Source organism: Aestuariivirga sp., assembly GCF_965227715.1.
In the GTDB taxonomy this organism is placed as follows: Bacteria; Pseudomonadota; Alphaproteobacteria; order Rhizobiales; family Aestuariivirgaceae; genus Aestuariivirga.
In genome coordinates, this window is the sequence record NZ_OZ245771.1 from 3,782,200 (window position 1) to 3,805,987 (window position 23,788).

Below are 23,788 nucleotides of genomic sequence, written 5' to 3' on the forward strand. Positions count from 1 at the left end.
TATACAAGCTGCCTCCGCTCAAGAAGGATCGTGAGCCCATGCCAGAGACGATGCGCGCCGTGCTGTGCCGGAACCCCGGCGAACTGGAAATCGTGGAGCGGCCGGTGCCGGCGCGGGGGCCGGGCGAGGCGCTGGTGCGCATCCGCCGCATTGGCGTGTGCGGCACGGACATGCACATCTACCAGGGAAACCAGCCTTACTTCAGCTACCCCCGCGTGATGGGCCATGAACTTTCGGGCGAGATCGTGGAGGCGGATGCGGGCTCGGCGCTGAAGCCGGGGGACCCGGTCTATGTGGTGCCGTACCTCCATTGTGGGCACTGCATTGCCTGCCGGGCGGGCAAGACCAATTGCTGCACCAGCCTCAAGGTGCTGGGCGTTCATATCGACGGCGGCATGTGCGAGTATCTCTCGCTTCCCGAAACCCACCTGTTTCCGGCAGACGGCATCTCGCTGGACGAGGCGGCGATGGTGGAGTTTCTGGCGATCGGTGCCCATGCCGTGGCGCGCAGCCAGCTGAGCCGGGGCCGCCGGGCACTGGTGGTGGGAGCGGGGCCCATCGGCGTTGGGGTTGCGATCTTCGCGGGGCTCCAGGGGGCCGAGGTGACGGTGATCGACGGCCGGGAAGACCGGCTGGATTTCGCCTCCCGCACGCTGGGTGTGACCCACACCATCCGCCTGGGCGAGAATGACGTGGAGCGGATGCGGGAGAATACCGCGGGCGAATTCTATGACTGCGTGTTCGACTGCACGGGAAGCCCCAAGGCGATGGAGCGCGGCTTCGCGCTGGTGGCGCATGGCGGGACTTATGTTCTGGTCTCGATCGTGCAGGGACATATTTCCTTCAGCGACCCCGAATTCCACAAGCGCGAGACGACGCTGCTCTCCAGCCGCAATGCGACACTGGCGGACTTCGCCACGGTGATGACGGCGATGCGCGAGGGCAAGGTTCCGACACGGGCGATCAAGACGCACAGCGCGCCCCTGTGGGAGGCGGCTGCGAGGATGCCGGAGTGGATCAAGCCCGAGGCGGGAACGGTGAAGGCGGTGCTGGAGCTCTAGGCCGGGAATTTAATCCTTGACAGCGCGCGCTCGTTAGGGTAAGAAAGGGCATCATCCACACAGTGTCATCTGGCCTTCGGGCGCTTTCTTCCTTTGCGTGGCAGCGGGAGACGGGATGACGCATGACAAAGGGGGCAGCAGCAGATGACGGGATTTGAATGGGGCGATCTCTTCCACCGGGAGAACATCGTTCATGTGGGCGCGCTGTTCTATCTCGCGGCATTCCTGTTCCGCGATACGCTGGTGCTCCGTGCGCTGGTGATTGCGGGCGACATTGTCTACATGCTGTATTTCTTCTTCGCGCCCGCAACGCCGCTGTGGGGTGGCATTTTCTGGAGCTCGCTGTTCATCCTGGTCAATCTGTGGATGATCGGGCAGATCATCGCAGAGCGGGTGAATTTCGATTTGACCGCCACGCAGAAGCATCTCTTCGATGTGCTGCAGGACCTCTCACCCGGCCAGTTCCGTTCGCTTCTGCGGATTGCCGAGGAGGGGCGGGCCACCGCGCCCGTGGTGATCACGCAGGAGGGCCAGCCGCTCGACAGGCTCTACTTCGTGGTGGATGGCGAGATGGACATCCAGAAGGCGGGCCGCCATGCCCGCACCAAGGCTGAAACCTTCATCGGCGAAATCGCCTTCCTCCTCCAGCGTACCGCCACCGCCACCGTGACGCTGGAGCCGGGCTGTTCCTATTTCGTGTGGAACGCCGCCATGCTGAAGAAGCTCCTCGCCGCGAAGCCAGAGCTGAACACCGCCCTCATCGCCGCGATGAACCGGCATCTGGCGAACAAGGTGGCAACGGCGGTGATCTCACTCGAAAGCATCGTGCAGGATCCGGCGCGGGTGTGAGGAGGGGATAAGAAGATGCCCGGATCAAGTCCGGGCATGGTGAGCGGGTGGCGGTGGGATCCGCTGACTGGGAGAGGCTCCTACTTCAACCCCGCCGCCGCATCGGCCAGGTCGCTTCGTTCCGCGATCTTGGCGTTTTCCTTGGTGCGTTCGGCGAAGGCTTCCTCGCGGCGTTTCATGATTTCGTAGGCGATGGCGCCCAAGAGGGAGAGGCCGATGATGATGACGGCGAGGGCGGAAAGCGTGGGCGTGGTGCCCTGGCGGACTTCGCCGGCCAGCACGGTGACGAGGGTCTTGTCCGCGAGGATGGCGAAGGTTGTGGTGTTGTAGTTCTCGAAGCTCGAGAGGAAGGCGATGACGGAGGCCGAGATCAGGGCCGGTTTCAGGAAGGGCAGCAATATGTGCCAGAAGACCTGGGGGTGGGAGGCGCCCAAATCGAGCGCGGCCTCTTCCTGGGCGCGGTCAAAGCGCTGGAGCCTGGCCATGATGATCAAGAGGGCATAGGCGGCAACGAAGCTGGACTGGCCGAGGATCGAGAGGATGACGCCCTTGTAGAACCACGCCTTGGTGAAATCCGTCATGCCCATCATGTCTTTCCAGAAGATCACGGTGGAGATGCCGATGATGACGCCGGGGGTGAGCACGGGGGACACGGTGACCAGATAGAACATGCCGCGCGCGCGGTGATAGATCTGGCTCATGATGATGGCGGCGGCGAGCCCCACGGGCACCGAGACGGCGACGACGCCCAGGCCGATGATGATGGAGTTGCGCAAGCCCTCCATCATGGCGCGGTGGTTCCAGAGCTTCACGAACCAATCCAGCGTGAAGCCCTCGAAGGGATAGGCAGTCGGATAATTGGGCGTGTTGAAGGCGGTGACGCTCATCACCATCAAGGGCCCGAAGAGATAGAGGAAGAAGAGCGCGATGTAGAAGCCGATCATGCCCTTCATGACGGATTTGGAATTCACTTGATCGTCTCCCCGAGCGATACCTTGAACAGCCTGAGCATCAGCATCACGAAGGCGATGCAGGCGGCCAGCAGGATGAAGGCATAGGCCGCACCCCGCGGCCAGTTGAAGGCCTGGAAGAAGAAGTCATAGACGATCGAGGTGAACCACAGCGTGGACGGGCCGCCGAGGAATTGTGGTGCTGCGAGAGAGCCCGCCGCCAGCATGAAGACCATTGTGCAGCCCGAGGCGATGCCGGGCTTGGCATAGGGGATGACCACGTCCCGGTGGATTTTCCACCAGGGGGCGCCCAGATCCCGCGCGGCCTCGATCTGGTTCTTGTCCAGGCTTTCGATGGCGTTGTAGAGCGGGAAGATCATGACGAGGAGATAGGCGTAAGAGAGGCCCACATAGAGGCCGACGTCAATCGCCAGGAAATCGACGGGGGCGGTGGTCAGACCCAGCCCCATCAGCGCCTGATTGATGAGGCCCTTGGAGGTGAGCAGCAGGCGGAGCGAGAAGGCGCGCAGGATCTCGTTCACCCAGTAGGGAACGATCAAGGCCAGCATGATGAGGCGGACCTTCTGCAGCGAGCCCGCCTGCGCCATGTAGTAAGCAAGGGGATAGCAGATGGCGAAGTTGAAGGCCGTGACCAGCACCGACGTGACGATGGAGAAGACGAAGGCACCCATGTGGGTGGTGTTCAAGGAGCCATCCATGGGTTCGAAGAAGAAGGACTTGTATTGCTCCAGCGTCAGATGATCGTCAGGCCCGCCGCGCTGCATGGGCGGCAGCTTCGGATGGAAGCTTTCAACTACCATGTAGAGATAGGGCAGCACCACGAGGAAGAGGGACCAGAAGGCAACGAGCAGGATGAAGGTGAGGCCTAGCACCATGCCGTTCGTCTCGAAGAAGCCCTTGTGGCTGGGATCATGCGCCAGCTTCCTCTCGGACTTTGCCATCGCCCAGAAGATGGCGATCACCACGATGGGGATGAGGAAGACGAGGAGGCGGCTACTCACGGGCCATCTTCCCTTCAGGGAGGATGACGCCCATGGCGGCATCATAATGGATCTGGGCGCGTTCGCCCTGGGCCGGGATGGGGTTGCCGCCGTGGCGGGCCACGGTGACGGTGATGTCCTTCTTGGTGGCGCCCTTCAGGAACACATGCGTGGCATTGCCTTCAAAGGCGCTGGACAGGGTTTCGGCCGCGACCGTCGCATCAGGCGCGCCGGCGCCTAAGCGGAAGGATTCAGGGCGGACGAAGAGGATGGCCTTGTCCCCCGGCTTCAGCTGCTTGGCGTTGCGGCCGCGGAGCGCGCCATGCGGGGTTTCGACCACGGCATAATCGGCGTCTGACGAGACCACCTTGCCGGCGAAGGGATTGTTCTCGCCCACGAAGGAGGCGACGAAGGGCGTGTCCGGATGGTCATAGACATTTTTTCCGTCCGCCACCTGCTGGATGACGCCATCCGACATGACGGCGATCCGGTCTGACATGGTGAGGGCTTCACCCTGATCATGGGTGATGTAGATGAAGGTGATGCCGACCTGCTTCTGGATGGCGCGCAATTCATTGCGCATGTGCTGGCGGAGCTTTAAATCGAGTGCCGAGAGCGGCTCATCCAGCAGGAGAACCTTGGGCTGAACGGCGAGCGCACGGGCGATGGCGACGCGCTGCTTCTGGCCGCCGGACAGTTCGCTCACCAGCTTGTTGCCCTGGCCGGGAAGGGCGATGAGATCGAGAAGCTCGCCGGCGCGCTTCACGCGTTCGGCCTTGGGCACGCCGCGGACGCGGAGGCCATAGGTGATGTTGTCTGCCACCGTCATCAGCGGGAACAGCGCGAGGTTCTGGAAGATCAGCGCGGTCGGGCGCTTGTTGGGGCCGATGCCGCCCATGTCCTGCCCGCCGATCCGGACCTTTCCGGCGGAGGGATCGAGGAAGCCCGAAACAGTGCGCAGAATTGTGGTCTTGCCGCAGCCCGAGGGCCCGAGGAAGGAGAAGAATTCTCCGCCCTTGATGTCCAGCGTTGCATCATCAACGGCCGTGAACTGGCCGAAGCGTACGGTCACATGATCGAGTTCTACGCCGGCGCTCATGCGCTCTCCCCACCCCTGAATAAACACGCCGCAACCGTCTATGCGGTTTTGCGGCAACTTTCCACTGAACCCCGCTGCAGTGCAAGAAGAACCTCCCGCTGGACCTGATTGAGAGGGCGCGCTGGACTGGACGAAGGCGACTGCTGATGTCCTCCTCCCGTCATGCCCGGACTTGATCCGGGAATCCTCTTTTTCGGTGCCGGGAATAGGATGGCCGGGTCAAGCCCGGCCATGACGAGGTGAGATGAAGAACGGGAGGGCTGCATTCAAGCAGCGCCTCCCGCCCTGTCTTCTTGCTTTGCTGCCGATCAGGCGGCCTTGAACTTGTCCGCATACTGGGTGCGGAGCTCGCCGAACCACGAGGGCTCCGGCGGGCGGTTCCAGAGGTTGTTCAGGGCGTCGCCCGGATAGGCTTCCTGGAAGTTCTTCTTGGCGGCGGGCGAGAGCAGCGCGTCCGCACCCTTCACAACCGGGTTATAGCCCGAACCTTCGGCGACGGCGGCAGAGGCCTCCGGCGTCTGGAGGTATTCGAGGAGAGCGTAAACCTGATCGGTGTTCTTGGCGGCCTTGATGAGCGACAGGCCGTCAACCCAGGCAATCGCACCTTCCTTCGGCGCCTGGTAGGAGACGGGCTTGCCGTCCTTCTTGAGCGAAAGGACGGGGCCATCCCAGGTCTGGCCGATCCACACGTCATTTTCCATCAGGCCGGACTTGGTGTTGTCAGCCGAATCCCAGAACTGCTTGATCCAGGGCTTGTGCTCGAGAGCGATCGGCAGGATCTGATCATAGATCTTCTTGAAGCTGTCCGGATCCTTGAACGCGTCAAGCATGCGGTTGGTGGGCAGCTTGCCGTTGCCATCGAGCCACAGGCCGATGCCGAGGAGGAGGGAGTGCGGACGGCCCTGAACGTGGCCCTTGACGTCATCCGCCCAGAGCGAGCCGTAGCTCAGGTCAGCCGGGTTGCCCTTATAGAGATCGGTGCGCCAGGAGATGGCTTCCGAACCCCAGCAATGCGGCAGATGGTAGAGGCCGCCATCCCAGGTCCAGACGCTGGTCGAGGCTTCGAGCATCGAGGGGAGCAGGTTGCCGGAGTTCTTGACCTTGTTCATGTCATAGGGGGCAAGAACGCCGAGGTCCTTGAACTGCGGCGCGCGGTCACGCGTGGGCTGGCAGAGGTCGAAGCCTTCGCCGCCAGTGGCCTGGAGCTTGTTGATCTGCTCTTCGTTTTGAGAGAAGGGCGTCGAGTTCACCTTGATGCCCGTGGCCTTTTCGAAGTTCGGCAGCACCGGATCGGGGAATTCATCAGACCACATGAGCAGGTTCAGCTCGCCCGAGGAGGAGAGCGCGTTCTTGGTATAGAGCGGGGCTGCGAGGCCGACGGCGCCCAGGGCCACGGCCGATTTCAGCAGGGTGCGGCGCGACAGGGCCGCGGCGCGCATGGTTTCCTGCGCGGGGGTGAGTTTCTTCATTCTAGACATTCCTCTCTGTTCGCTGAGGCTTAAGTGCCATTCGCTTGGAATATGGGATGACGTCCGGGTGGGCCCCGGCTTCTTCTTTCATTTCAAGAGAATATGACGATCGTGTAACGGCGCGCAATGGGATTGTGCTCCCCTTGCCGGAAGTTAACCTCCGGTCGTGGAATGCGCCGTTGTTCAGGCCGCAACGCGGTTTCGCCCACCCTGCTTGGCCTCATAGAGCTTGGCATCGGCCCGCGAAATGAGGCCACTGGTGCCTTCCGCATCAATGAGCTGGGCGACGCCGAAGGAGGCGGTGACCCTGAGCATGGTGTTGGGTGCGCCCGGCTTCTGCCAGAACTGGGTTTCAAGCTGCGCCTTGATCTGCTGGGCGACCTTGGAGGCGTTTTCCACTGAGGTTGCCGGCATGACGATGGCGAATTCCTCACCGCCGTAGCGCGCCACCGTGTCCCGGCCTTTGACGTTGCTGGACAGGATCTTGGCGAACCATTTCAGCACGTCATCTCCCGTGGGGTGGCCATAGCGGTCATTGATGGCCTTGAAGTGATCGATATCCGCAATGATGAGGCACAGGGGCTGGGTGGCGCTGCGGGCGTTCGCCACTTGCGAGGCCAGAACCACATCGAAGCCGCGGCGGTTCTTGAGGCCGGTGAGCGGATCGCTGAGGCCCTGGGCTTCCGCATTGGCGAGATGGGATTTGAGCTTCTCGATCTGGCGCTGCGAGGTTTCGAGATTGGCCTGCAGGTTTGAGGTGCGGGCCCGCATCTTGTCATTCTCGATCATCAGATAGGAAATGATGACGCGCACCTGCTGGGCCTTGAGGCTCTCGTGCAATTCGGAATTGGCGCGGTCGAGGACGCCGGAGAAGGCCTCATTTGCTTCCGCATGCTGTTTCAGGAGCCCCAGCACCTTGCTGATCTCGCTCTGCACGGGCTCGGCGGAGCTTTCAGGGCTGGCGGGCGCTTCGGCCGCCGGAGCCGCGCTTGCGGCCCCGTCCTTCGGGGCGCGCAGGCCTTCCCACACGGTTGAGAGCAAGGTGATGCCTAAGAGCAGCGTGACCGCGCCGAGTTCGAAGGCCTTTTCGTAGGGGATGCGCCCGGTGGTCTGGATCAGATAGAGCGCAAAGAGCCCGGCAAGGCCGGAAAGCACGGCAAGCGCAATGCGCAGCATCGAGGTCATTGGAGGGCCAGCGCCGAAAGAGTTTGACGGCACGAGGCTATCGTTCCGGCCTTGCGGCAAACTTGCATGGCTTCCCTGCCCAAACTTCTGCGTGACGCGCTGGCGCTGCCCCGGTAGCCTCCGCGCAAAAATACGGTTCCGAGGGAGGCCCACTTGCGCAAGAAATCCAAGACCATCATCACCTGTGCCATTACCGGCTCGATCCATACGCCGTCCATGTCGCCCTATCTTCCGGTGACGCCGGATGAGATTGCGCGCCAGGCCATCGATGCGGCGGAGGCGGGTGCCGCCATCCTGCACCTCCATGCGCGCGACCCGGAAAACGGCAAGCCTTCAGGCGCACCAGACACGTACAACGGGTTTTTGCCGCGAATTAAGCAGTCCTGCAATGCCATTGTGAACATCACCACGGGCGGCGGCCAGGGCATGAGCATTGACGAGCGGGTGAAGGCGGCGGAAGCCTTCTCGCCCGAAATGACCTCCCTCAACATGGGCTCGATGAATTTCGGGCTGTTCCCCATGCTGAACCGCTACAGCGAGTTCAAGCATGAGTGGGAGCGCACCCATCTCGAAGGCTCAAAGGATTTCATCTTCCGCAACACCTTCGGCGACATCGAGACGATTCTGGAGCGGCTGGGCAAGGGCCATGGCGTGCGCTTCGAATTCGAATGCTATGACGTGGGCCATCTCTATACGCTGGCGCATTTCCTGGACCGGAAGCTGGTGACCCCGCCTTTGTTCGTGCAGACGATCTTCGGCATTCTGGGCGGCATCGGGCCGGACCCGCAGAATGTGATGGTGATGCGCGAGACGGCGGAGCGGCTGTTCGGTGACCAGTATTACTGGTCCGTGCTGGCGGCGGGGCGCTTCCAGCTGCCCTTCACCACCATGGCGGCAACGATGGGGGCCAATGTGCGGGTGGGCCTCGAGGACAATCTCTATCTGGGCAAGGGCCAGCTGGCGCCGTCCAACGCGGCGCTTGTCTCCAAGATCCGGCACATCCTCGAGGAACTGTCCTATGACATCGCGAGTGCTGACGAAGCGCGCGCCATGCTGGACACCAAGGGTGCGGAGAACGTGAAGTTCTGAGTTGAAGGCGGCGGGGCAGGGGGAACGGACATATGGCCAAGCGTGTCATCGTCGTCGGGTCGGGCGTCATCGGGGCGTCGATTGCCTTTCACCTGGCGAAGGCGGGGGCGCATGTCAGCGTCATCGAGGCGGGCGAGACGGGTGGCATCGCCACCCGGGCGAGCTGGGCCTGGATCAATGCCAGCTGGGGGAACCCTGAGCCCTATTTCCGGCTGCGGGTGCGCTCCATTGCGGAGTGGCACCGGCTGCAGAAGGAGATTCCGGGGCTTGCCGTCAACTGGTGCGGCGGGCTGATCTGGGACGTGCCGCCAGCCGAACTCGACGCCTATGCAAAGGAACGCCAGAACTGGGGACAGCCCATCCGGAAGGTGAGCCGGGACGAGATCCTGGCGATTGAACCGAACCTCACCAGCGTTCCGGACTTTGCCTATCACGCCGCAACCGAAGGCATGCTGGAACCCTTGGCCACATCCCTCGCACTGCTTGATGCCGCCCGCGCCCTGGGGGCGGAGGTTTTGGCCGAAACCCCGGTCAAATGGCTGGCGGAAGAGCATGGCCGGGTGGTGGGGGTGATGACGGATGTGGGCGTGATCCACGCCGACGAGACGGTGGTGGCGGCCGGTGCGGCCACCGCGCAGCTTCTGGACAGTGTGGGCCTGACCCTCAAGATGGATGCGCCGGCGGGTCTCCTCTCCCATTCGAAGCCCGCACCCAAACTGCTGAACGGGCTGGTGATGTCGCCCGGCCTTCATTTGCGCCAGACGGCGGAAGGCCGGATCGTGGCCGGCACCGATTTCGCGGGCGCCGACCCCGAAGGCGATGCCGAGGGGCTGGCGCTTGACCTGCAGGCCAAGGTGGAGGCGATGGTGAAGGGGGCAGAGGGCCTCGGACTCGATTTTTTCACCGTCGGCAACCGCCCCACACCGGCGGATGGGTTCTCGGCCATTGGCCGCCCGCACCGGCGGAACGGGCTCTACCTTGCCGTCACGCATTCGGGGATTACGCTTGCCCCCGCACTGGGCCTCTTCGCGGCCACGGAAATCCTGACCGGCGCGCGCGACCCGCTGATCTCATCCTTCTCTCCCGACAGGCCTTCTCTCTCATGACCATGCAGCCTCTGGCCCAAGCGCCCCACAGCCTTCTTGCCGGGGTGAAGGCGGTTCTGACGGATATTGACGACACGCTCACCCTACATGGCAGGCTTCCCGCAGAAGCCTTTGATGCGCTTTGGAAATTGAGGCGCGCTGGCATCAAAGTCGTGCCCATCACCGGGCGCCCTGCTGGGTGGTGCGACCTGATTGCGCGGCAATGGCCGGTTGACGGCGTAGTGGGCGAGAATGGGGCGTTCTATTTCCGCTATGACGACCACGCGAAGAAGATGATCCGCGTCTACGCGCAATCCCCTGAGGAGCGGCGCGCAAATACCCGGAAACTTTGGACAATTGCCGAGCGCGTGCTGAAGGATTTTCCCGGAACGGCGATCGCCTCCGACCAGGCCTACCGCGAGATCGATGTGGCAATCGACTTCTGCGAGGACGTGCCGCCGCTGCCGCTCGCCACTGCGCAAGCGATTGCCGAGGCCTTTCATGCGGAGGGTGCCGCGGCCAAAGTGTCCTCGATCCATGTGAATGCCTGGTTCGGGTCCCATGACAAGCTCACCATGAGTGAGAGGTTTCTGGCGGAAGCCTTTGACATCAGACTCGAAACGGACCTCCGCCACATCGCTTACTGCGGCGACTCGCCCAATGATGCGCCGATGTTTGCCGTGTTCCCGCTGGGCGTGGGCGTGGCCAACATCAGGCCCTATGCGAAGCTGATGGCCCATCTTCCGGCCTATGTGACGGCGGGCGAAGGCGGGCATGGCTTCGCGGAATTTGCAGATGCCGTGCTGGCCGCCCGGGCGCAGAATGCGTGACACGGCCGCGGGGCTGGCGATTGGGGCCGCGGGCGGGCTGATCTTCTGGCTACTCGGCATGCCCGCGCCCTGGCTTGCGGGCAGCATGATGGCCTCCATTGCCGCCGTGTTCCTGAAGGTGAAGGTGGGCATGCCGGACTGGCTGCGGGCCATGGCCTTCATCTTCCTGGGCATCCAGACCGGGACGGCCGTCTCCTGGGATACGGTGGACCGGGCGGCGCACTGGCCGCTGTCGATTGCCTTCCTCGGGCTCACCGTCGTTGCCGTCACCTGGGCCTGCACCCTTTACTATGTGAAGCGCAGCGGGTGGGACCGGGCGACCGCGCTGTTCGCGAGCCTGCCCGGCGCATTGTCCCTCACGCTGCTGCTGGCCAGCGGAACAAAGGCTGACATGCGGCGCGTGACCATCGCGCAGTGCATCCGGCTGTTTTTCCTGGTGGCGGCCCTGCCATCCGTCATCAGCTGGCTTTCCCCGCCTGACACGGTGAGCGTGATGCCGGATCAGATGGGGAGCCTGTGGGGTGTTGTCATCGTGGTTCTGGGCTCTACCGCTGCGGGCTATGCGCTGGAATGGCTGGGGGTGCCTGCGGGCCTGATGCTGGGGCCGATGCTGGCCAGCGCCGCGCTGGAGCTTTCGGGCCTGATTTCAGGGGCGGCACCGGCCAGCATCCTCATCCCCGCCAATGTGGTGCTGGGGGTGATGATCGGCGCGCGCTTCTCGCACTTCACCTTCACCGAGTTCCGCGAGGCGCTGTTCGAGGGCTTCATGGGCTTTCTCATCGCGCTGGTGATTGCCATGGCCGGAGCAGGGGTTGCGGCCTGGGCGTCCGGCCTGCCGCTGGCGCTGACGCTTCTCGCCTTCTCGCCCGGAGGCCTCGACGCGATGACCATCATGGCGTTTTCGCTGAACCTCGACCCCGCCTATGTGGGCGCCCACCAGATGGCGCGCTACATCGGGCTGGCGCTGCTCATGCCCGTGGTCACGGCCTATGTGCTGAAGCGCATGGGAGCTCACGTGAATGTCACTTCGCCCACGCTGCCTTCAAAGCTAGACGACCGCTGATGGAGCCTTTGACCTTTCTTCTCGCCTATAAGGGCATCGCCGTGCTGGGGGTGCTTGTGCTGCTGCTGGTGCTGGAGCGGGTGTTTCCCATGGCGAAGGTGGTGGGCGGGGTCAGGCGCGTGGCCAAGAACCTCTCGCTCGCCGGGGCCAATGCGATCCTCTCCTGGGCCATCGTGGTGCCGGTTTCGGCCTTTGCGGCGGCCCATGTTCTGGGCTGGCGGCCCCTCTGGTGGGCGGGCTGGGCGGGGCTCGCCCTCGACATCCTGGTGCTGGACTGCTGGATCTACTGGTGGCACCGCGCCAATCACCGCTGGCCGCTGCTCTGGCGCTTTCACGAGGTGCACCACCTTGATGAATTCCTAGACGCCAGCTCGGCGCTGCGGTTTCACTTCGGCGAGGTGCTGATCTCCTCCCTGGTGCGCGCTGCCGTGATCCTGGCGCTCGGCGTGCCATTGCTGAGCGTGGTGGTGTTCGAAACGCTGCTGGCCGTCAACACCATGTTCCACCATTCGAACCTCCGGCTGCCGCCGAAGCTGGAACGGGCGCTGTCTTACGTGATCGTGACGCCGTCGATCCATTGGGTGCACCACCACGCGATCCGGCGGGATACGGATTCGAACTATTCCTCGCTCCTTTCCATCTGGGACCGGCTGTTCGCAAGCCGCAGCCCAACGGTGCGGACGCCGGAGATGCCGATCGGGACCGAGGGGCTTACCGACGAGATGCTGCCGCAATTGCTCACGCGGCCTTTCCAGCGGCGGCTTTGAACCGTGGCACGGCGCATGCAAGATTGCCATGACCCGGGCGCCTGCCTGCAGGACTGTTCCATTCCAGCACAGGAGCCTTGGGCATTGAGGAGCGCTGAAACGTGGCGAAAGCCGCATTCACACCGGTTCGGGACCCGCTGACGGACGCGCTTCGCGAGGCGCGCCAGGCAGAGGCGGCTCATTTTGATGCAAGTCTCGAACTGCGCGATTCCAAATCATTGCGGCTGCAGATCCTGAAGGACGAGCTGATGCCGACGGTGCAGGCATCAACCGAGGCCAAGGAGATGTTCGACCTCACATTGCTGCCGGGCGATCCTCCAAAACTTTGGGTTGATCTCATCTCTTATGTGGTGATGGAGCCTGACCACCGGACCTACCGCTTCCTGCAGGACCGCCAGGACCGCCGCGAAATCCTGTTCGAGAGCATCGACCGGGAGCAGACGGCCGCTGCCATCCGCCGCCACATGGCGCACCGGCTGGTGGCAAAGGAGCGCCAGTCCGCCGCATCGCCGCAGGCTTCCCCGCAGCCCGGCTACAGCTCTGCCGCGCTGATCCTGGCATGGGTTTCGGGCTTCGCATTCGGGGCCCTTGCGCTGGTGGCCGGGGCGATTTACACAGGCATTCTAAAATATTGAATCGGTTAGACTATTTTCACCGATCCGGCGCCGTTACAAACTGAAACAACAATTGATTTCATTCGACTCACCGACCCTGTTACGAAAATTTACCAGTTTCCGCCTAGATCTGGGGAGTTCAGGGCGGAAGCAAACACAAGAAGATTTATTTTTGCAGGGTTACGATTGCATGCAGAGCGCTTTGAAGCGGAACAGTGAGGCCGTCTCGTCCGGATCGGCCACGCCCACATCAAATCGCAGCCTCGCCCAGAAGCTGGCGGGGTTCGGTTCCCTCGCCGAAGGGCTTGATTACGCGGCACGTGGGGTCACCGGCTTCAATTTCTATTCGGCACGCGGCAATCTCGACTCCGTGCTTCCCTATTCCGAGCTGCGCCGCCAGGCCGTGTCCACGGCGCGCAAGCTTCTGTCCCTCGGCCTGAAGCGTGGCGAGCGCGTGGCGGTCGTTGCCGAAACCGGCCCCGAATTCATGACGGTGTTCTTCGGCTGCCAATATGCCGGGCTCATTCCCTGCCCGATGCCCTACACCATGTATATCGGTGGCAAGGAGTCCTACATCGAGCGCGTTGCCGGCATGCTGGCGGCCGCCAAGGCGTGCACCGTCATCTCGGGCGATGATCTTCTGGGCCACATCACCGAAGGTGCGGCGCGTGCGGGCGTCTACCGGGTGCTCACCCACACCGAGCTTCAGGCCCTGCCGGAAGCCGCCACCAAGCTTGAGCCCTTCGGCCCCGATGAAGATGCCTATATCCAGTATTCCTCAGGCTCGACCTCGAGCCCCAAGGGTGTGCTGATTTCGCAGAAGGCGATCCTTGCCAATACCCGCGCCATTCTCAACGAGGGCATGAAGATCACGCCGGAGGATCGCGCCTTCTCGTGGCTGCCGCTCTATCATGACATGGGCCTCGTCGGCTTCTGCCTGTCGCCCGTGATGGGGCAGGTGACGGTTGATTTCCTGGCCACCACCTCCTTCGCGCGCCGCCCGGCGCTGTGGCTGAAGCTGATGTCGGACAACAAGTCCACAATCACCTATTCGCCGAGTTTCGGCTATGACCTGGCCGGCCGCCGCATCAATGGCGATGCCGTGAAGATCGATCTGTCGCGGCTGCGCATTGCCGGCATCGGCGGTGACATGGTGCGCGCCGATGTGCTGGATGGCTTTGCCGCCATCCTGTCGGTTGCGGGCTTCCGCCCCGAGGCCTTCCTGCCGAGCTACGGCATGGCCGAGACGACGCTTGCGATTTCCTTCGTGGCGCCGGACAAGCCGATCCGCATCGATACGATTGACCGGCATGCGCTGAAAGTTCAGGGCCGCGCCGTTCCCGCTCATGGCGCCAATGCCCGCAGCTTCGTGGTCTGCGGCCGCCCGTGGACGGAAAGCACCGTGGAAATCCGCGATGAGCGCGGCCATGCGCTGGCGGAACGCCTTGTGGGCCGCATCTTCGTCAAGACGCCGAGCCTGATGTCCGGCTACTATCACAATGACGAGGCCACATCGGGCGTCGTCGGCATGGACGGCTTCCTGGATACGGGTGACATGGGCTATTGGCTGGATGGCGAGATCGTCATTACCGGCCGCGCCAAGGACCTGATCCTGCACAACGGCCGCAACATCTGGCCGCAGGACATTGAATGGGCGGCCGAGCAGATCGAGCCGCTGCGCGCCGGTGACGTCGCTGCCTTCGCCGTCGAAGGTGAGGATGGCGAAGACGCCGTGACGGTGCTGGTGCAGTGCCGCCTGCAGGACATGGCCTCGGTCGAGACGCTGCGCCATGACGTGTCCGCCATCGTGCACCGCAGTGCCGGGGTCGAATGCAAGGTGGTGATGGTGCCGCCGAAGAGCCTGCCCTTCACCTCTTCGGGCAAGCTGTCCCGCGCGGCCGCCAAACAGAAATACCTCACGGGTGAAATCGCGGAGATCTCCGCCCTGTCGCTGATGGCGCAGGCGGCGGGCCTCGAGGCCGCTTACTGAAAGCCGGGCGTTTTCCGCCCGGCGTTTCAAAGGACCAGATGAAACCGATCATCGCCATCACCGGGGCCACGGGCTTTGCCGGGCGTCATGCCGTTGCCGAATTGCTGGGCCGGGGGCGGCAGCTGCGTGCGCTGGTGCGCAACCCGGACACGGCAAACCTGCCGCAAGCCGTGGAGACGGTGACAGGAGACCTGGCCGATACGGACGCGCTCGCACGGTTGCTGGCGGGGGCTGATGCCGTCATCCACCTTGCAGGGGCTCTCACCTCACTGGACCGCCAGGGGTATTTCCGCGTCAACCGGCAGGGCACCGAAGCGCTGGCTGCTGCGGCGGAGAGGGCGGGAACGCGCCGCTTCGTCCATATCTCGTCTCTCGCCGCAAGGGAGCCGCAGCTTTCGGCCTATGGCGCCAGCAAGCGCGCAGGAGAAGATGTGGTACGCGGGCGGGCCCAGGCGCTCAATGCCATCATCATCAGGCCGCCCGCCGTCTATGGCCCGGGCGACCGTGGCACGCTGCCGCTGATCAAGGAATTGACGAGGCCCATCGCGGCCATTCCGGGACGGCGCGCGGCGCGCTTCTCGCTGATCCACGGCCGGGACCTGGCCCGCCTCATCGCGCAAGCGCTGGATGGGGCGGAGCAGGGGCTTCATGAGGTGAGCGATGGGAAGGCGGGCGGCTATGGCTGGGATGAGCTTTTGCGCGCGGCCTCCCAATTCAGGAATGCACCCGTGCGGCCGGTGTTCCTCCCCCGGGCCATTCCCCAGGCCGTTGCCACTGTTGCCGAGGGACTTGCCCGGCTCACGGCCAAGCCCGGCATGATCAACCGCGGCAAGATTGCCGAGCTCTACCATGTGGACTGGGTTGCCCATGAGGGCACATTGTCCCTTGCCGATCCAATTCCCTTCGAAACCGGCTTCGCCGAAACCGTGGCGTGGTACCGCGCGGCCGGATGGTTGCCTCAGCCCCACGGCACGGATAGAAGGGCCACAAGTTCAAGGACGTCTCAATGACCGATACCGTCACCCAGATCGCCAAGCTGCTCGAACCGTTCAACACCAATGGAACGATTCTTTCGGCCACAACTGACATCTCGACCGATCTCAACATCGATTCCGTGACCGTCATGGATTTCGTGATGGAGGTTGAAGACCATTTCGACATCGAGATTCCGCTCAATGTTCTGTCCGAAACCCGGACGGTGGGCGATCTCGCCAATGTTGTCGAAGCGCGTGTGAAGAAGGGATAGCGGCATGGATCTTCTCGCCAAGCTCAAGGCCACTGCCGAGCGCCACGCGCGCATCACTTCGCTGGGGGTTGATGCCGTGGGCGTCAACAATGAGAAGATCCTCTCGCCCACCCGCGCCATCATCGAGGGCCGCGAGACGATCCTCGCAGGCACCAACAATTACATGGGCATCACCTTCGACCCTGACTGCATTGCAGCGGGCAAGAAGGCGCTGGACGAGTTCGGCACCGGCACCACGGGCTCACGCATTGCCAATGGTTCCTTCGCGCTGCATAGGGAACTCGAGACGGAGTTTGCGGCGTTCCTGAACCGCAAACACTGCATCGTGTTCACCACCGGCTATCAGGCCAATCTCGGCATGATGTCCGGTCTCGCAGGGCCACGCGATACGATCTATCTCGATGCCGACTCGCACAGCTCGATCTATGACGGCTGCACGCTCTCCGGCGCCAAGCTCGTGCGCTTCCGCCACAATGATGCAGCCGACCTCGACAAGCGGCTCGCACGCGGCGAGCAGGATGAGGGCGGCGGCAAGCTGGTCGTGCTCGAAGGCATTTATTCCATGATGGGTGATCGTGCGCCCTTGGCCGACTTCATCGAGGTGAAGAAGAAGCACGGCTTCCAGCTGCTGGTCGACGAGGCCCATTCCTTCGGCGTGCTTGGCCCCCATGGCCGCGGGCTTGCCGATGAGGCAGGGCTCGAAGCCGATGTGGACTTCATCGTCGGCACCTTCTCCAAGAGCGTGGGTGCGATTGGCGGATTTGGCGCGGGCGACCACCCCTATTTCGAATATCTGCGCTTTGCGATGCGGCCCTATATGTTCACCGCCTCATCATCACCCGCGTCTGTCGCAACTTCACTTGCGGCAATCCGCAAGCTTGCGGCCGAGCCGCAGCGGCGCAAGAGGCTGATGGAGAATTCCGAGCGCCTGTTCCAGGGCTTCAAGTCGCTTGGCCTGGAACTGGGCTGCGATGTGGTGAGCCCGGTCGTTGCGGTCAGATGCCCCGATGAGCCTTCGACCATTGCCATGTGGAATGCGCTGCTGAAGGCCGGCGTCTATGTGAACATCGCACTGCCGCCGGGAACCCCCAACAAGCTCTGCCTGCTGCGCTGCTCCGTCTCCGCCGCGCATTCGGATGCGGAGATCGACCGCATCATCGAACTCTTCGGCGCGGTTGTGGCACAGGGGCATGGCAAGAAGGTCGTGAACGGGTAGCGCGGCGGGTGGTCACGTGAGATCACTTATCATTTACGCTCCATCCGTTCCGCCACCCCAGCGAAGGCTGGGGTCCCGCTTTGCGGAAGTACATGCTGCGAAGACAGCGGGATGCCAGCCTTCGCTGGCATGACGGTGCGGGCTGGGAGCTGATCTCGATTGGCCGCCTGTTGCTCTCGCGGTTTACGCCAAGTCGTGGCCTTGCTTAAGCCGGGCCGCGCAGGAAGGTGAGGCTTGGGCCGGTCTCGAGGCGCAAGGGCTCACCCACGGGAGCCGGGAAGAATTCACCGTCGATCGTGAACATCACGGTAGATGAGACAGCCACTGACTCCGAACAGAAGCTCACCGTGCCGGGCGGTGAGGCACGGTTTGGGCCACCATACATGACAGGCAGGATCCAGCGTGCCACTGAGGGCACGGGATAGGGGATGACGGTGGTGCGGATCGGGCCTGTTCTTTCGCCCCAGAAGGGGTTGGCATTGAGCACCAGCTTGTTGAGCGTCGTCGACATCTGCAGAAGCTGCATGCCGCTCGCAAAGCACTGGCCATTGGCCTCGACCGTGATGGGAGAGGGCCGGTCAAACCGGGCTTCATCCGCGGGGTCGGGGGCGGAGAAGAGATATTTGCGAACCGCCGTCAGCAGCGTTCGCGCCACGGCGACTTCGCCCCGCACACCGCGGCTGTTGAAGGCTTCCTGGCAATAGCGCGTGGCAATGGCGACGGCACCGGTGCCCACAAACATGCCGTGGCGCAGCTTGCCATCTCCCGGGTTCAGGCAGCGGATGGTGTTGCGAAGGGCGGTCTCGGCAGCGCCAGGGTTCTCCACGAAGGCGGCCTGAGCCGCAATTGAGCGGCTCCTGAACCCCAAATCATTGGCGCTGAGATTGGTGGTGCCGTGCGGCAGCAGACAGATGCGCGGCATTTGGCCGAAGGGGCTCCGCTCGGCGATTTCCGTCAGGATTTCCTGGATGGTTCCATCGCCCGAACTGATGAAAAGATCCGTTACATTGGCTCCTGCCATTTCGGCAAGGACGGAGGGAAGGCCTTCGAAGCGTTCGATGACGTGGGTGAACACATGCCCGCTGCGCGCCAGCTTTTCAACCAGCGCCAGGCCCTTGCCTGTGCCCTTGCCCGCGAGAGGGTTGACGATCAGTCCGGCCTTCACCACGCCATCACACCGTTTCGGCGCGGAGCGTCAGCACGGCTGCCAGGGAGCCGAAGGCGAGGATCGGCAGCCAGGCCGCAAGCCATGGCGCCACGAAGCCCAGCTCGCCCATGGTGAGCGAAATGCCATCCACGATGAAATAGACAAAGCCCAGCCCCACGCCCACGGCGAAAAGCGCGCCCAGGCCGCCGCCACGGCGGAAGCGCGTGGCAAGCGGAATGCACAGGCCCATCATAAGCAGGCTTGAGAAGAACAGCGTGATGCGCTTGTTGGCCCAGGTCTCGTAAACCCAGATCGGCCTGATGCCAAAGCCCTGATTGTCGATGAAGTAGAAGAGCTCGGTGAGCGACATGTCCTCAGGTGCGCCCGAGCGGGCACCGGCCTGGGCGGGCTTCATGGCGCCGGAATAGACCAGCGTGTCGAGGCGCGAGGGCTGAAGATTGTCACGGTAATAGACGAGCACTTTGGAGAGGGTCCAGCGGCCGCCGGAGAGCTCCGCCTCCTTGGCATAGATCTGCTCGCGCAGCAGGCCCTTGTCATCCCGGCGGAAGATGATGACGTCATTGAGCTTGGTTGAGTCCGCATTGGCGGTGCCGGCCCGAAGAATGTCCGATCCGGCGCGCATCCAGATCGGGTCCTTCTCACCCAGCTTCAGCTTTTCCGCGCCATAGTCGCCAATGCCCCATTCCCGCAATTGCGGCGTGGTGGCGGGAATGGCGGAATCGGACAGCACGAACTGCAGCCCGCCCGCCACGAAGGCCAGGGGCAGCAGCATGATGATGATGCGGGCGGGCGACAGCCCCGTGGCCCACATCGCGGCCATTTCATTGCGGTAGCTCAGCTCGGTGAGAGACAGCAGCATGGCGAGCAGCATGCTGATGCCCATGTAGTTCGAGAGAACGGCAGGCGCACGGTACAGCATGTATTGGATGAGGATCATGCCGTCATCGGGGCGCAGCGTCTGGAGGTCCTTGGCGTTGGCCAGAACGTCAAGCGAGAGAACGAAGAAGGAGATGCCAAGCAGAATGCCGAAGAAGCGCACGGCCACCATGCGGTTCAGCATCCATCCGATGATCTTCATCATGATGCGGCCCCCCAGCCGAAGCGCCGGGTTATCGCCAGCCGCAGTGTGCCGAACATGTCTCCCACCCGGTCGATGACGGAGCTCACAGGATCGCTGCGCAAGGTGAAGCAGGTGCCGGCATAACGCCATGCGGCAAAGGCCGCGAGCAGCAGGCACGGGAGCCACATTGTGACCAGCGGCGAGGCCACGCCATGGTTCGAAAGGGATGCGCCCTGATGAATGACCTCATTGTAGACCACGATCAGCACCAGGGCCACGCCGGTGCGGAAGCCCCGCGCGCTGCGGCGGGAGCCGACGGCGAAAGGTATGGCGAGAAACGGCAGGATGAGAATGCTGACGGCCGTCACCAGTCGTTCGCTCAGTTCGGAGGACACGTTGGCAAAGGTTGCCTTGGGTGGCGGGTTGCTGAGGGCACTGAAGAGCTCGGGCAGGGTGAGCTCACGTTCGTCCTGGCCGCGGGGGCGGAAGAGTTTCTGCGAGATGCGGCCAAGCGGTGTATCCGCCAGCGCAAATTCCGTGGCCTCGCCCACTTCCGGTTCTGCCGCAGTCACATCCGGCCGCGCCTTGAAGGTGAGGCGGTGGCCATCCTCAAGGTGGAGGGTGGGGCGGCCGCCCTGCTTGTTTTCGACGAGGGAGCCCTTGGCCGCGGTCACCGTTTCCGATCCATCTGCGCCCTTGTCCTGATAGATGAAGGCGTGCTGGAAGGCATTGGTGCTGCGGTTCAGCTTGTCCAGGATGAAGGTACGGTCTCCCGACTGCATGAACACGCCTTCCTCCGCCAAATAGAAGACTTCCACGTTCTGGACGTCGAAGACCACGGAGCGGTAGGAGTAGCGCGCATAGGGCTGGAGCCAGCCAATGACGAACATCGACACGAGGCTCATCAGCACGCCCAGCACGATCACCGAGCGCGCCATGCGGTTGAGGCCCACCCCTGAGGCCATGAAGGCATCGGTTTCGGAGTTGGTGGACATTTTGCCGAAGCCCAGCAGAAGGCCCAAGAACAGCGCGGCCGGAAGGGCTGTTCCCAGATAATGCGGAACGAGATAGGCGAGCATCTCGAAGACCACGCTGAAGGAGTTCTTCTTGCCGAGCGTGGTATCGAGCAGCCTAACCATGCGATCTGCCAGCAGCATCAGGAGGCCGATCACCAGCGCACCAGCGAGAGGCATCGAGACCTGCTTCAGGACGTGTCTATCGACGATGCGGAGCAAGGTTGCCTCAGTTGCGGGCGGGAAGGGGGCGCGTCATCGGCGCAATCTAGCCCAGCAGGGGATCAGGAAGAAAGCGCGAATTCAGTGAGCGGCACGACCTGCCGTGTCGCGGGGTCGAAACTCCGCACCGAAACGTCAATTGCCCATTTGCCCGCGATGCGCTGGATCCGGTACAGATTCCAGGCCGCAACCGGATGGTGCTCGCTCTCGATCAGCGAGGCGGAGGGCACACCAACGACATTGACGGTGCCGAAACGCGAGTTGAGCGTATTCAACATATGCTCGTGATTATGGCCGTGGAGCACCAGTTCCGCCCCATGGGCCTCCAGCACGTCCCGCAACGGGGAGGCGTCGATCAGCGCCTTCCGGGGCTGGGCGAGGCCGGGGAGGGGAGGATGGTGGATCATCACCACCCGGGCATAGCCGCGCTCGCGCAGGTCCTGCAGGAGCTGGGCAAGCGAGTCGAGCTGGGTTCGGCCCAGCAGCCCGGCCGCCCGGTGCAGCGGCTGCGGCACGGCGGTCGAGACGCCGATCAAGGCCACGTTGCGGCGCAGGCGAACGTAGGGAAAGGGCGTGTCGATCTGGGGGGTGGATTGGGTGAGTGGCACCCGCATGTCACCCTGCATGTAAGGCGACAGATGGGCGAGGCCGTTGCTCCAGGCCATGCGCACATAGGTATCGTGATTGCCGGGAACAAAGCTGATCCAGTCCGGCTCGCCGAAGGCCTTCATCCAGCGTGCAGCCGCCAGGAATTCGTCATGGGCGGCCACATTCACAATGTCGCCAGTGAGGGCAACATGGTCCGGAGCAGCGCGCACGATGTCCGCCGCGATGGCCAGTGCCACGGCGGGGTTGTGCACGCGGTGGCGGCTCAGGCGCCAGTTCATCACCCCGATCGTCCGCTTGAAGGCAAAATGCCGGTGCGCGGATCCCATGGGCAGGGGCCCGAGATGAAGGTCGGAAAGATGGGCGAGGCTGAACACAGGGTACGGCTGGCTGTCTCGAAAATAACTGCGTGGTTTCTAGGCGGCTGATGGTTAACGCTTCACATGCAATCCCGGCAAGAGGAAGTGCGAAGAAGACGGTGCGCTAGTCAATCGCCCTCTCGTAAACGCGATAGGTCTTGTAAGGCATGCCGCCGAAGGATTCGATCATCCGCCGCATCGGCATATTGTCCTCGAGGATCCAAGAGAGTTCGCCCTTCGACGTGCCACGGCCGACGTGATAGTCCCTGATCCGCGCAATCACCGACATGCCGAGAACCGCACCCAGGGCCGTGCCATGGTGCCTCTTCCGCACGCCCATGAGCGGCACGCGGATGGAGCGGGGCGGCCTTGCAAACAGGTTCCAGGCGAGCTTCGCCCAGCCGAAGGGCAACAGGCGGCCATCGAGCCCGGTGATCCAGTCATTGATGTTGGGCAGTGTCACTGCCATCGCTGCGGGCTCACCGCGGTATTCGGCGATCGCCACATAGTCGCCCGTCACCAGCATCTTGAGATTGTTGCCCAGCGCCGTCATCTCTTCCTGCGTCCAGGGAACGAAGCCCCAGTTTTCGGACCAGGCGTCATTGGCAATCGCCACGATGGCTTCCAGTTCTGAGGTGAGTTTCTTCTTGTCGAGGGGGCGGATCACCACGTCCTTCTCGGCCAGGGCCTTGTCATAGGCCGCTCTCATGGCGCGCGGCATTTCACCCTTGTCCAGGATGTCATAGGCGATCACGTCCTTGGCCTTGGCGAAGCCCTGTTCTTCCATGCGGCTGGCATAATAGGGCAGGCCGTGGCCCATCATCACCGAGGGTGGCGTGCCGAAGCCCTCGATCAGCAATCCCATCTCGTCATTGATCGAGAAGCTGAACGGCCCCTGGATGCGGGTGGCGCCACGTGCCTTCAGCCAGGCAGCGGCAGCATCGCTCAGGGCTTTGAACACCTCGGGATCATTCTCCGCCTCGAGGAAGCCGAACTGGCCCACACCATCCTGATAGCGTTCGGTGCGGAGCCGGCACAGCTGGGCGGAGATGCGGCCCACGGGCCTCTCACCCCGGAAGGCCAGGAAAAGTTCCACCTCGGCATGGCGGTAATAGGGGTTCTTGGCGGCGTCCAGATGTTCCAGCCGTTCCAGATAGAGCGGCGCAACCCAGTTGGGATCCTTTTCGTACAGGGCAAAAGGCAAGTCCAGAAAGGCCTTGAGATCGGCCTTGCCGCGAACCGGGCGAACGCTGACGGACTGGGTCATCCTCAGGGAATTAAACTGCGTTTCGCGGGAACTCAAGCTTGGCGGCGGCCGGGGCAGGGTTTAACCAGAGGCATGCCGGATTTTTTGAAACGCCTGTTCTATCAAACAGCGAAACCTGTGGTCCATGCCGTCTACCGCCAGAGGCGCGGCATGACGCTGGGCACCCGCACGCTGGTGCTGAAGGATGAGGTTTGCGAGGTGCTGCTGGTGCGCCATTCCTACTCGCCGGGCTGGCTCCTGCCCGGGGGCGGTGTGGAGCGCGGCGAAAGCCTTACCGAAGCGGCGGTGCGCGAACTGCGCGAGGAGGCGGCGATCGAGGCGGAGGAAGCGCCAGTCTTCCACGGCATTTTTCTGAATGACCGGCAGTTCCCGGGCGATCACGTGGCCTGCTTCGTGCTCAGGCGCTTCCGGCAGGAGAGCTTCACCCCCAATTCCGAAATCGCCGAAGCCAGGTTCTTTCCCGCCGCAGCCCTTCCCGAAGGCACCACCCCGGGTACCAGACGGCGCATTGCCGAGGTGCTGGACGGCCGGCCCCCGGCGCGGGATTGGTGAAACCTTCTCTTCACCTTGACGTTACCC

Annotated in this window: 23 protein-coding genes; 13 read left to right on the forward strand and 10 right to left on the reverse strand. The window is 63.2% G+C overall.

Annotated features, from left to right (window positions below; all coding sequences use genetic code 11):
• Positions 1-50 precede the first annotated feature (50 nt).
• Positions 51-1,061, forward strand: a complete 1,011-nt coding sequence (locus ACO06F_RS17855) for a zinc-binding alcohol dehydrogenase family protein (protein WP_421696715.1) — start codon at positions 51-53, stop codon at positions 1,059-1,061.
• Positions 1,062-1,205: 144 nt separating this feature from the next.
• The gene (locus tag ACO06F_RS17860) at positions 1,206-1,910 is read left to right on the forward strand and encodes a cyclic nucleotide-binding domain-containing protein (RefSeq protein ID WP_421694079.1); all 705 of its coding nucleotides are present in this window, start codon (positions 1,206-1,208) and stop codon (positions 1,908-1,910) included.
• Between the two features lie 80 nt (positions 1,911-1,990).
• On the opposite strand, the gene ACO06F_RS17865 is transcribed toward ACO06F_RS17860, so the two are convergent.
• The 5 genes from ACO06F_RS17865 to ACO06F_RS17885 all read right to left on the reverse strand — a co-directional run bounded on the left by ACO06F_RS17865 (position 1,991) and on the right by ACO06F_RS17885 (position 7,614).
• Entirely contained in the window at positions 1,991-2,881 is an 891-nt protein-coding gene (locus ACO06F_RS17865; protein ID WP_421694080.1) for an ABC transporter permease, read from the reverse strand.
• A complete protein-coding gene (locus ACO06F_RS17870) occupies positions 2,878-3,882 on the reverse strand; it encodes an ABC transporter permease (RefSeq protein ID WP_421694081.1) in 1,005 nt (334 codons plus the stop codon). Before ACO06F_RS17870 ends, ACO06F_RS17865 begins: the two co-directional genes overlap by 4 nt.
• Positions 3,875-4,960, reverse strand: coding sequence for an ABC transporter ATP-binding protein (locus ACO06F_RS17875; RefSeq protein WP_421694082.1), 1,086 nt, complete (start codon positions 4,958-4,960; stop codon positions 3,875-3,877). Before ACO06F_RS17875 ends, ACO06F_RS17870 begins: the two co-directional genes overlap by 8 nt.
• Positions 4,961-5,268: 308 nt before the next feature.
• Positions 5,269-6,429, reverse strand: coding sequence for an extracellular solute-binding protein (locus tag ACO06F_RS17880; RefSeq protein WP_421694083.1), 1,161 nt, complete (start codon positions 6,427-6,429; stop codon positions 5,269-5,271).
• Between the two features lie 183 nt (positions 6,430-6,612).
• Positions 6,613-7,614 carry a diguanylate cyclase gene (locus tag ACO06F_RS17885; RefSeq protein WP_421694084.1) on the reverse strand — a complete coding sequence of 334 codons (1,002 nt, stop codon included), beginning with the start codon at positions 7,612-7,614 and terminating at the stop codon, positions 6,613-6,615.
• Positions 7,615-7,830: 216 nt separating this feature from the next.
• On the opposite strand from ACO06F_RS17885, the gene ACO06F_RS17890 reads away from it, so the two are divergent.
• The 10 genes from ACO06F_RS17890 (at position 7,831) to spt (ending at position 17,514) form a co-directional block, all read left to right on the forward strand.
• Positions 7,831-8,703, forward strand: coding sequence for a 3-keto-5-aminohexanoate cleavage protein (locus tag ACO06F_RS17890; protein ID WP_421696716.1), 873 nt, complete (start codon positions 7,831-7,833; stop codon positions 8,701-8,703).
• A 32-nt stretch (positions 8,704-8,735) separates the two neighbouring features.
• Positions 8,736-9,809, forward strand: a complete 1,074-nt coding sequence (locus ACO06F_RS17895; RefSeq protein ID WP_421694085.1) for an NAD(P)/FAD-dependent oxidoreductase — start codon at positions 8,736-8,738, stop codon at positions 9,807-9,809.
• The gene (locus ACO06F_RS17900) at positions 9,806-10,618 is read left to right on the forward strand and encodes an HAD-IIB family hydrolase (RefSeq protein ID WP_421694086.1); all 813 of its coding nucleotides are present in this window, start codon (positions 9,806-9,808) and stop codon (positions 10,616-10,618) included. Before ACO06F_RS17895 ends, ACO06F_RS17900 begins: the two co-directional genes overlap by 4 nt.
• Entirely contained in the window at positions 10,611-11,681 is a 1,071-nt protein-coding gene (locus ACO06F_RS17905) for an AbrB family transcriptional regulator (RefSeq protein ID WP_421694087.1), read from the forward strand. Before ACO06F_RS17900 ends, ACO06F_RS17905 begins: the two co-directional genes overlap by 8 nt.
• The gene (locus tag ACO06F_RS17910; protein ID WP_421694088.1) at positions 11,681-12,448 is read left to right on the forward strand and encodes a sterol desaturase family protein; all 768 of its coding nucleotides are present in this window, start codon (positions 11,681-11,683) and stop codon (positions 12,446-12,448) included. Before ACO06F_RS17905 ends, ACO06F_RS17910 begins: the two co-directional genes overlap by 1 nt.
• A 101-nt stretch (positions 12,449-12,549) precedes the next feature.
• Positions 12,550-13,083 (forward strand): hypothetical protein, encoded by a 534-nt coding sequence (locus ACO06F_RS17915; protein WP_421694089.1) that lies wholly within the window; start codon positions 12,550-12,552, stop codon positions 13,081-13,083.
• A gap of 169 nt (positions 13,084-13,252) precedes the next feature.
• Positions 13,253-15,052: a fatty acyl-AMP ligase gene (locus tag ACO06F_RS17920; protein ID WP_421694090.1), complete on the forward strand. Its 1,800-nt coding sequence runs from the start codon at positions 13,253-13,255 to the stop codon at positions 15,050-15,052.
• Between the two features lie 38 nt (positions 15,053-15,090).
• Positions 15,091-16,062, forward strand: a complete 972-nt coding sequence (locus tag ACO06F_RS17925) for an NAD-dependent epimerase/dehydratase family protein (protein WP_421694091.1) — start codon at positions 15,091-15,093, stop codon at positions 16,060-16,062.
• Positions 16,059-16,298, forward strand: a complete 240-nt coding sequence (locus ACO06F_RS17930) for an acyl carrier protein (protein ID WP_421694092.1) — start codon at positions 16,059-16,061, stop codon at positions 16,296-16,298. Before ACO06F_RS17925 ends, ACO06F_RS17930 begins: the two co-directional genes overlap by 4 nt.
• A 4-nt stretch (positions 16,299-16,302) precedes the next feature.
• Complete coding sequence (gene spt, locus ACO06F_RS17935; RefSeq protein WP_421694093.1) at positions 16,303-17,514, forward strand: serine palmitoyltransferase; 1,212 nt, start codon at positions 16,303-16,305, stop codon at positions 17,512-17,514.
• Positions 17,515-17,719: 205 nt separating this feature from the next.
• Here the strand turns inward: spt and ACO06F_RS17940 are convergent, their stop codons facing one another.
• The 5 genes from ACO06F_RS17940 to ACO06F_RS17960 all read right to left on the reverse strand — a co-directional run bounded on the left by ACO06F_RS17940 (position 17,720) and on the right by ACO06F_RS17960 (position 23,209).
• Positions 17,720-18,679 (reverse strand): diacylglycerol/lipid kinase family protein, encoded by a 960-nt coding sequence (locus ACO06F_RS17940; protein ID WP_421694094.1) that lies wholly within the window; start codon positions 18,677-18,679, stop codon positions 17,720-17,722.
• Positions 18,680-18,686: 7 nt separating this feature from the next.
• Complete coding sequence (locus ACO06F_RS17945; RefSeq protein ID WP_421694095.1) at positions 18,687-19,763, reverse strand: LptF/LptG family permease; 1,077 nt, start codon at positions 19,761-19,763, stop codon at positions 18,687-18,689.
• Positions 19,760-20,935: an LptF/LptG family permease gene (locus ACO06F_RS17950; RefSeq protein WP_421694096.1), complete on the reverse strand. Its 1,176-nt coding sequence runs from the start codon at positions 20,933-20,935 to the stop codon at positions 19,760-19,762. Before ACO06F_RS17950 ends, ACO06F_RS17945 begins: the two co-directional genes overlap by 4 nt.
• 104 nt (positions 20,936-21,039) lie before the next feature.
• Positions 21,040-21,960, reverse strand: coding sequence for a metallophosphoesterase family protein (locus ACO06F_RS17955; protein WP_421694097.1), 921 nt, complete (start codon positions 21,958-21,960; stop codon positions 21,040-21,042).
• A gap of 106 nt (positions 21,961-22,066) precedes the next feature.
• Positions 22,067-23,209 carry a dATP pyrophosphohydrolase gene (locus tag ACO06F_RS17960; protein ID WP_421694098.1) on the reverse strand — a complete coding sequence of 381 codons (1,143 nt, stop codon included), beginning with the start codon at positions 23,207-23,209 and terminating at the stop codon, positions 22,067-22,069.
• A 72-nt stretch (positions 23,210-23,281) separates the two neighbouring features.
• On the opposite strand from ACO06F_RS17960, the gene ACO06F_RS17965 reads away from it, so the two are divergent.
• Complete coding sequence (locus ACO06F_RS17965; RefSeq protein WP_421694099.1) at positions 23,282-23,761, forward strand: NUDIX domain-containing protein; 480 nt, start codon at positions 23,282-23,284, stop codon at positions 23,759-23,761.
• Positions 23,762-23,788: the final 27 nt, after the last annotated feature.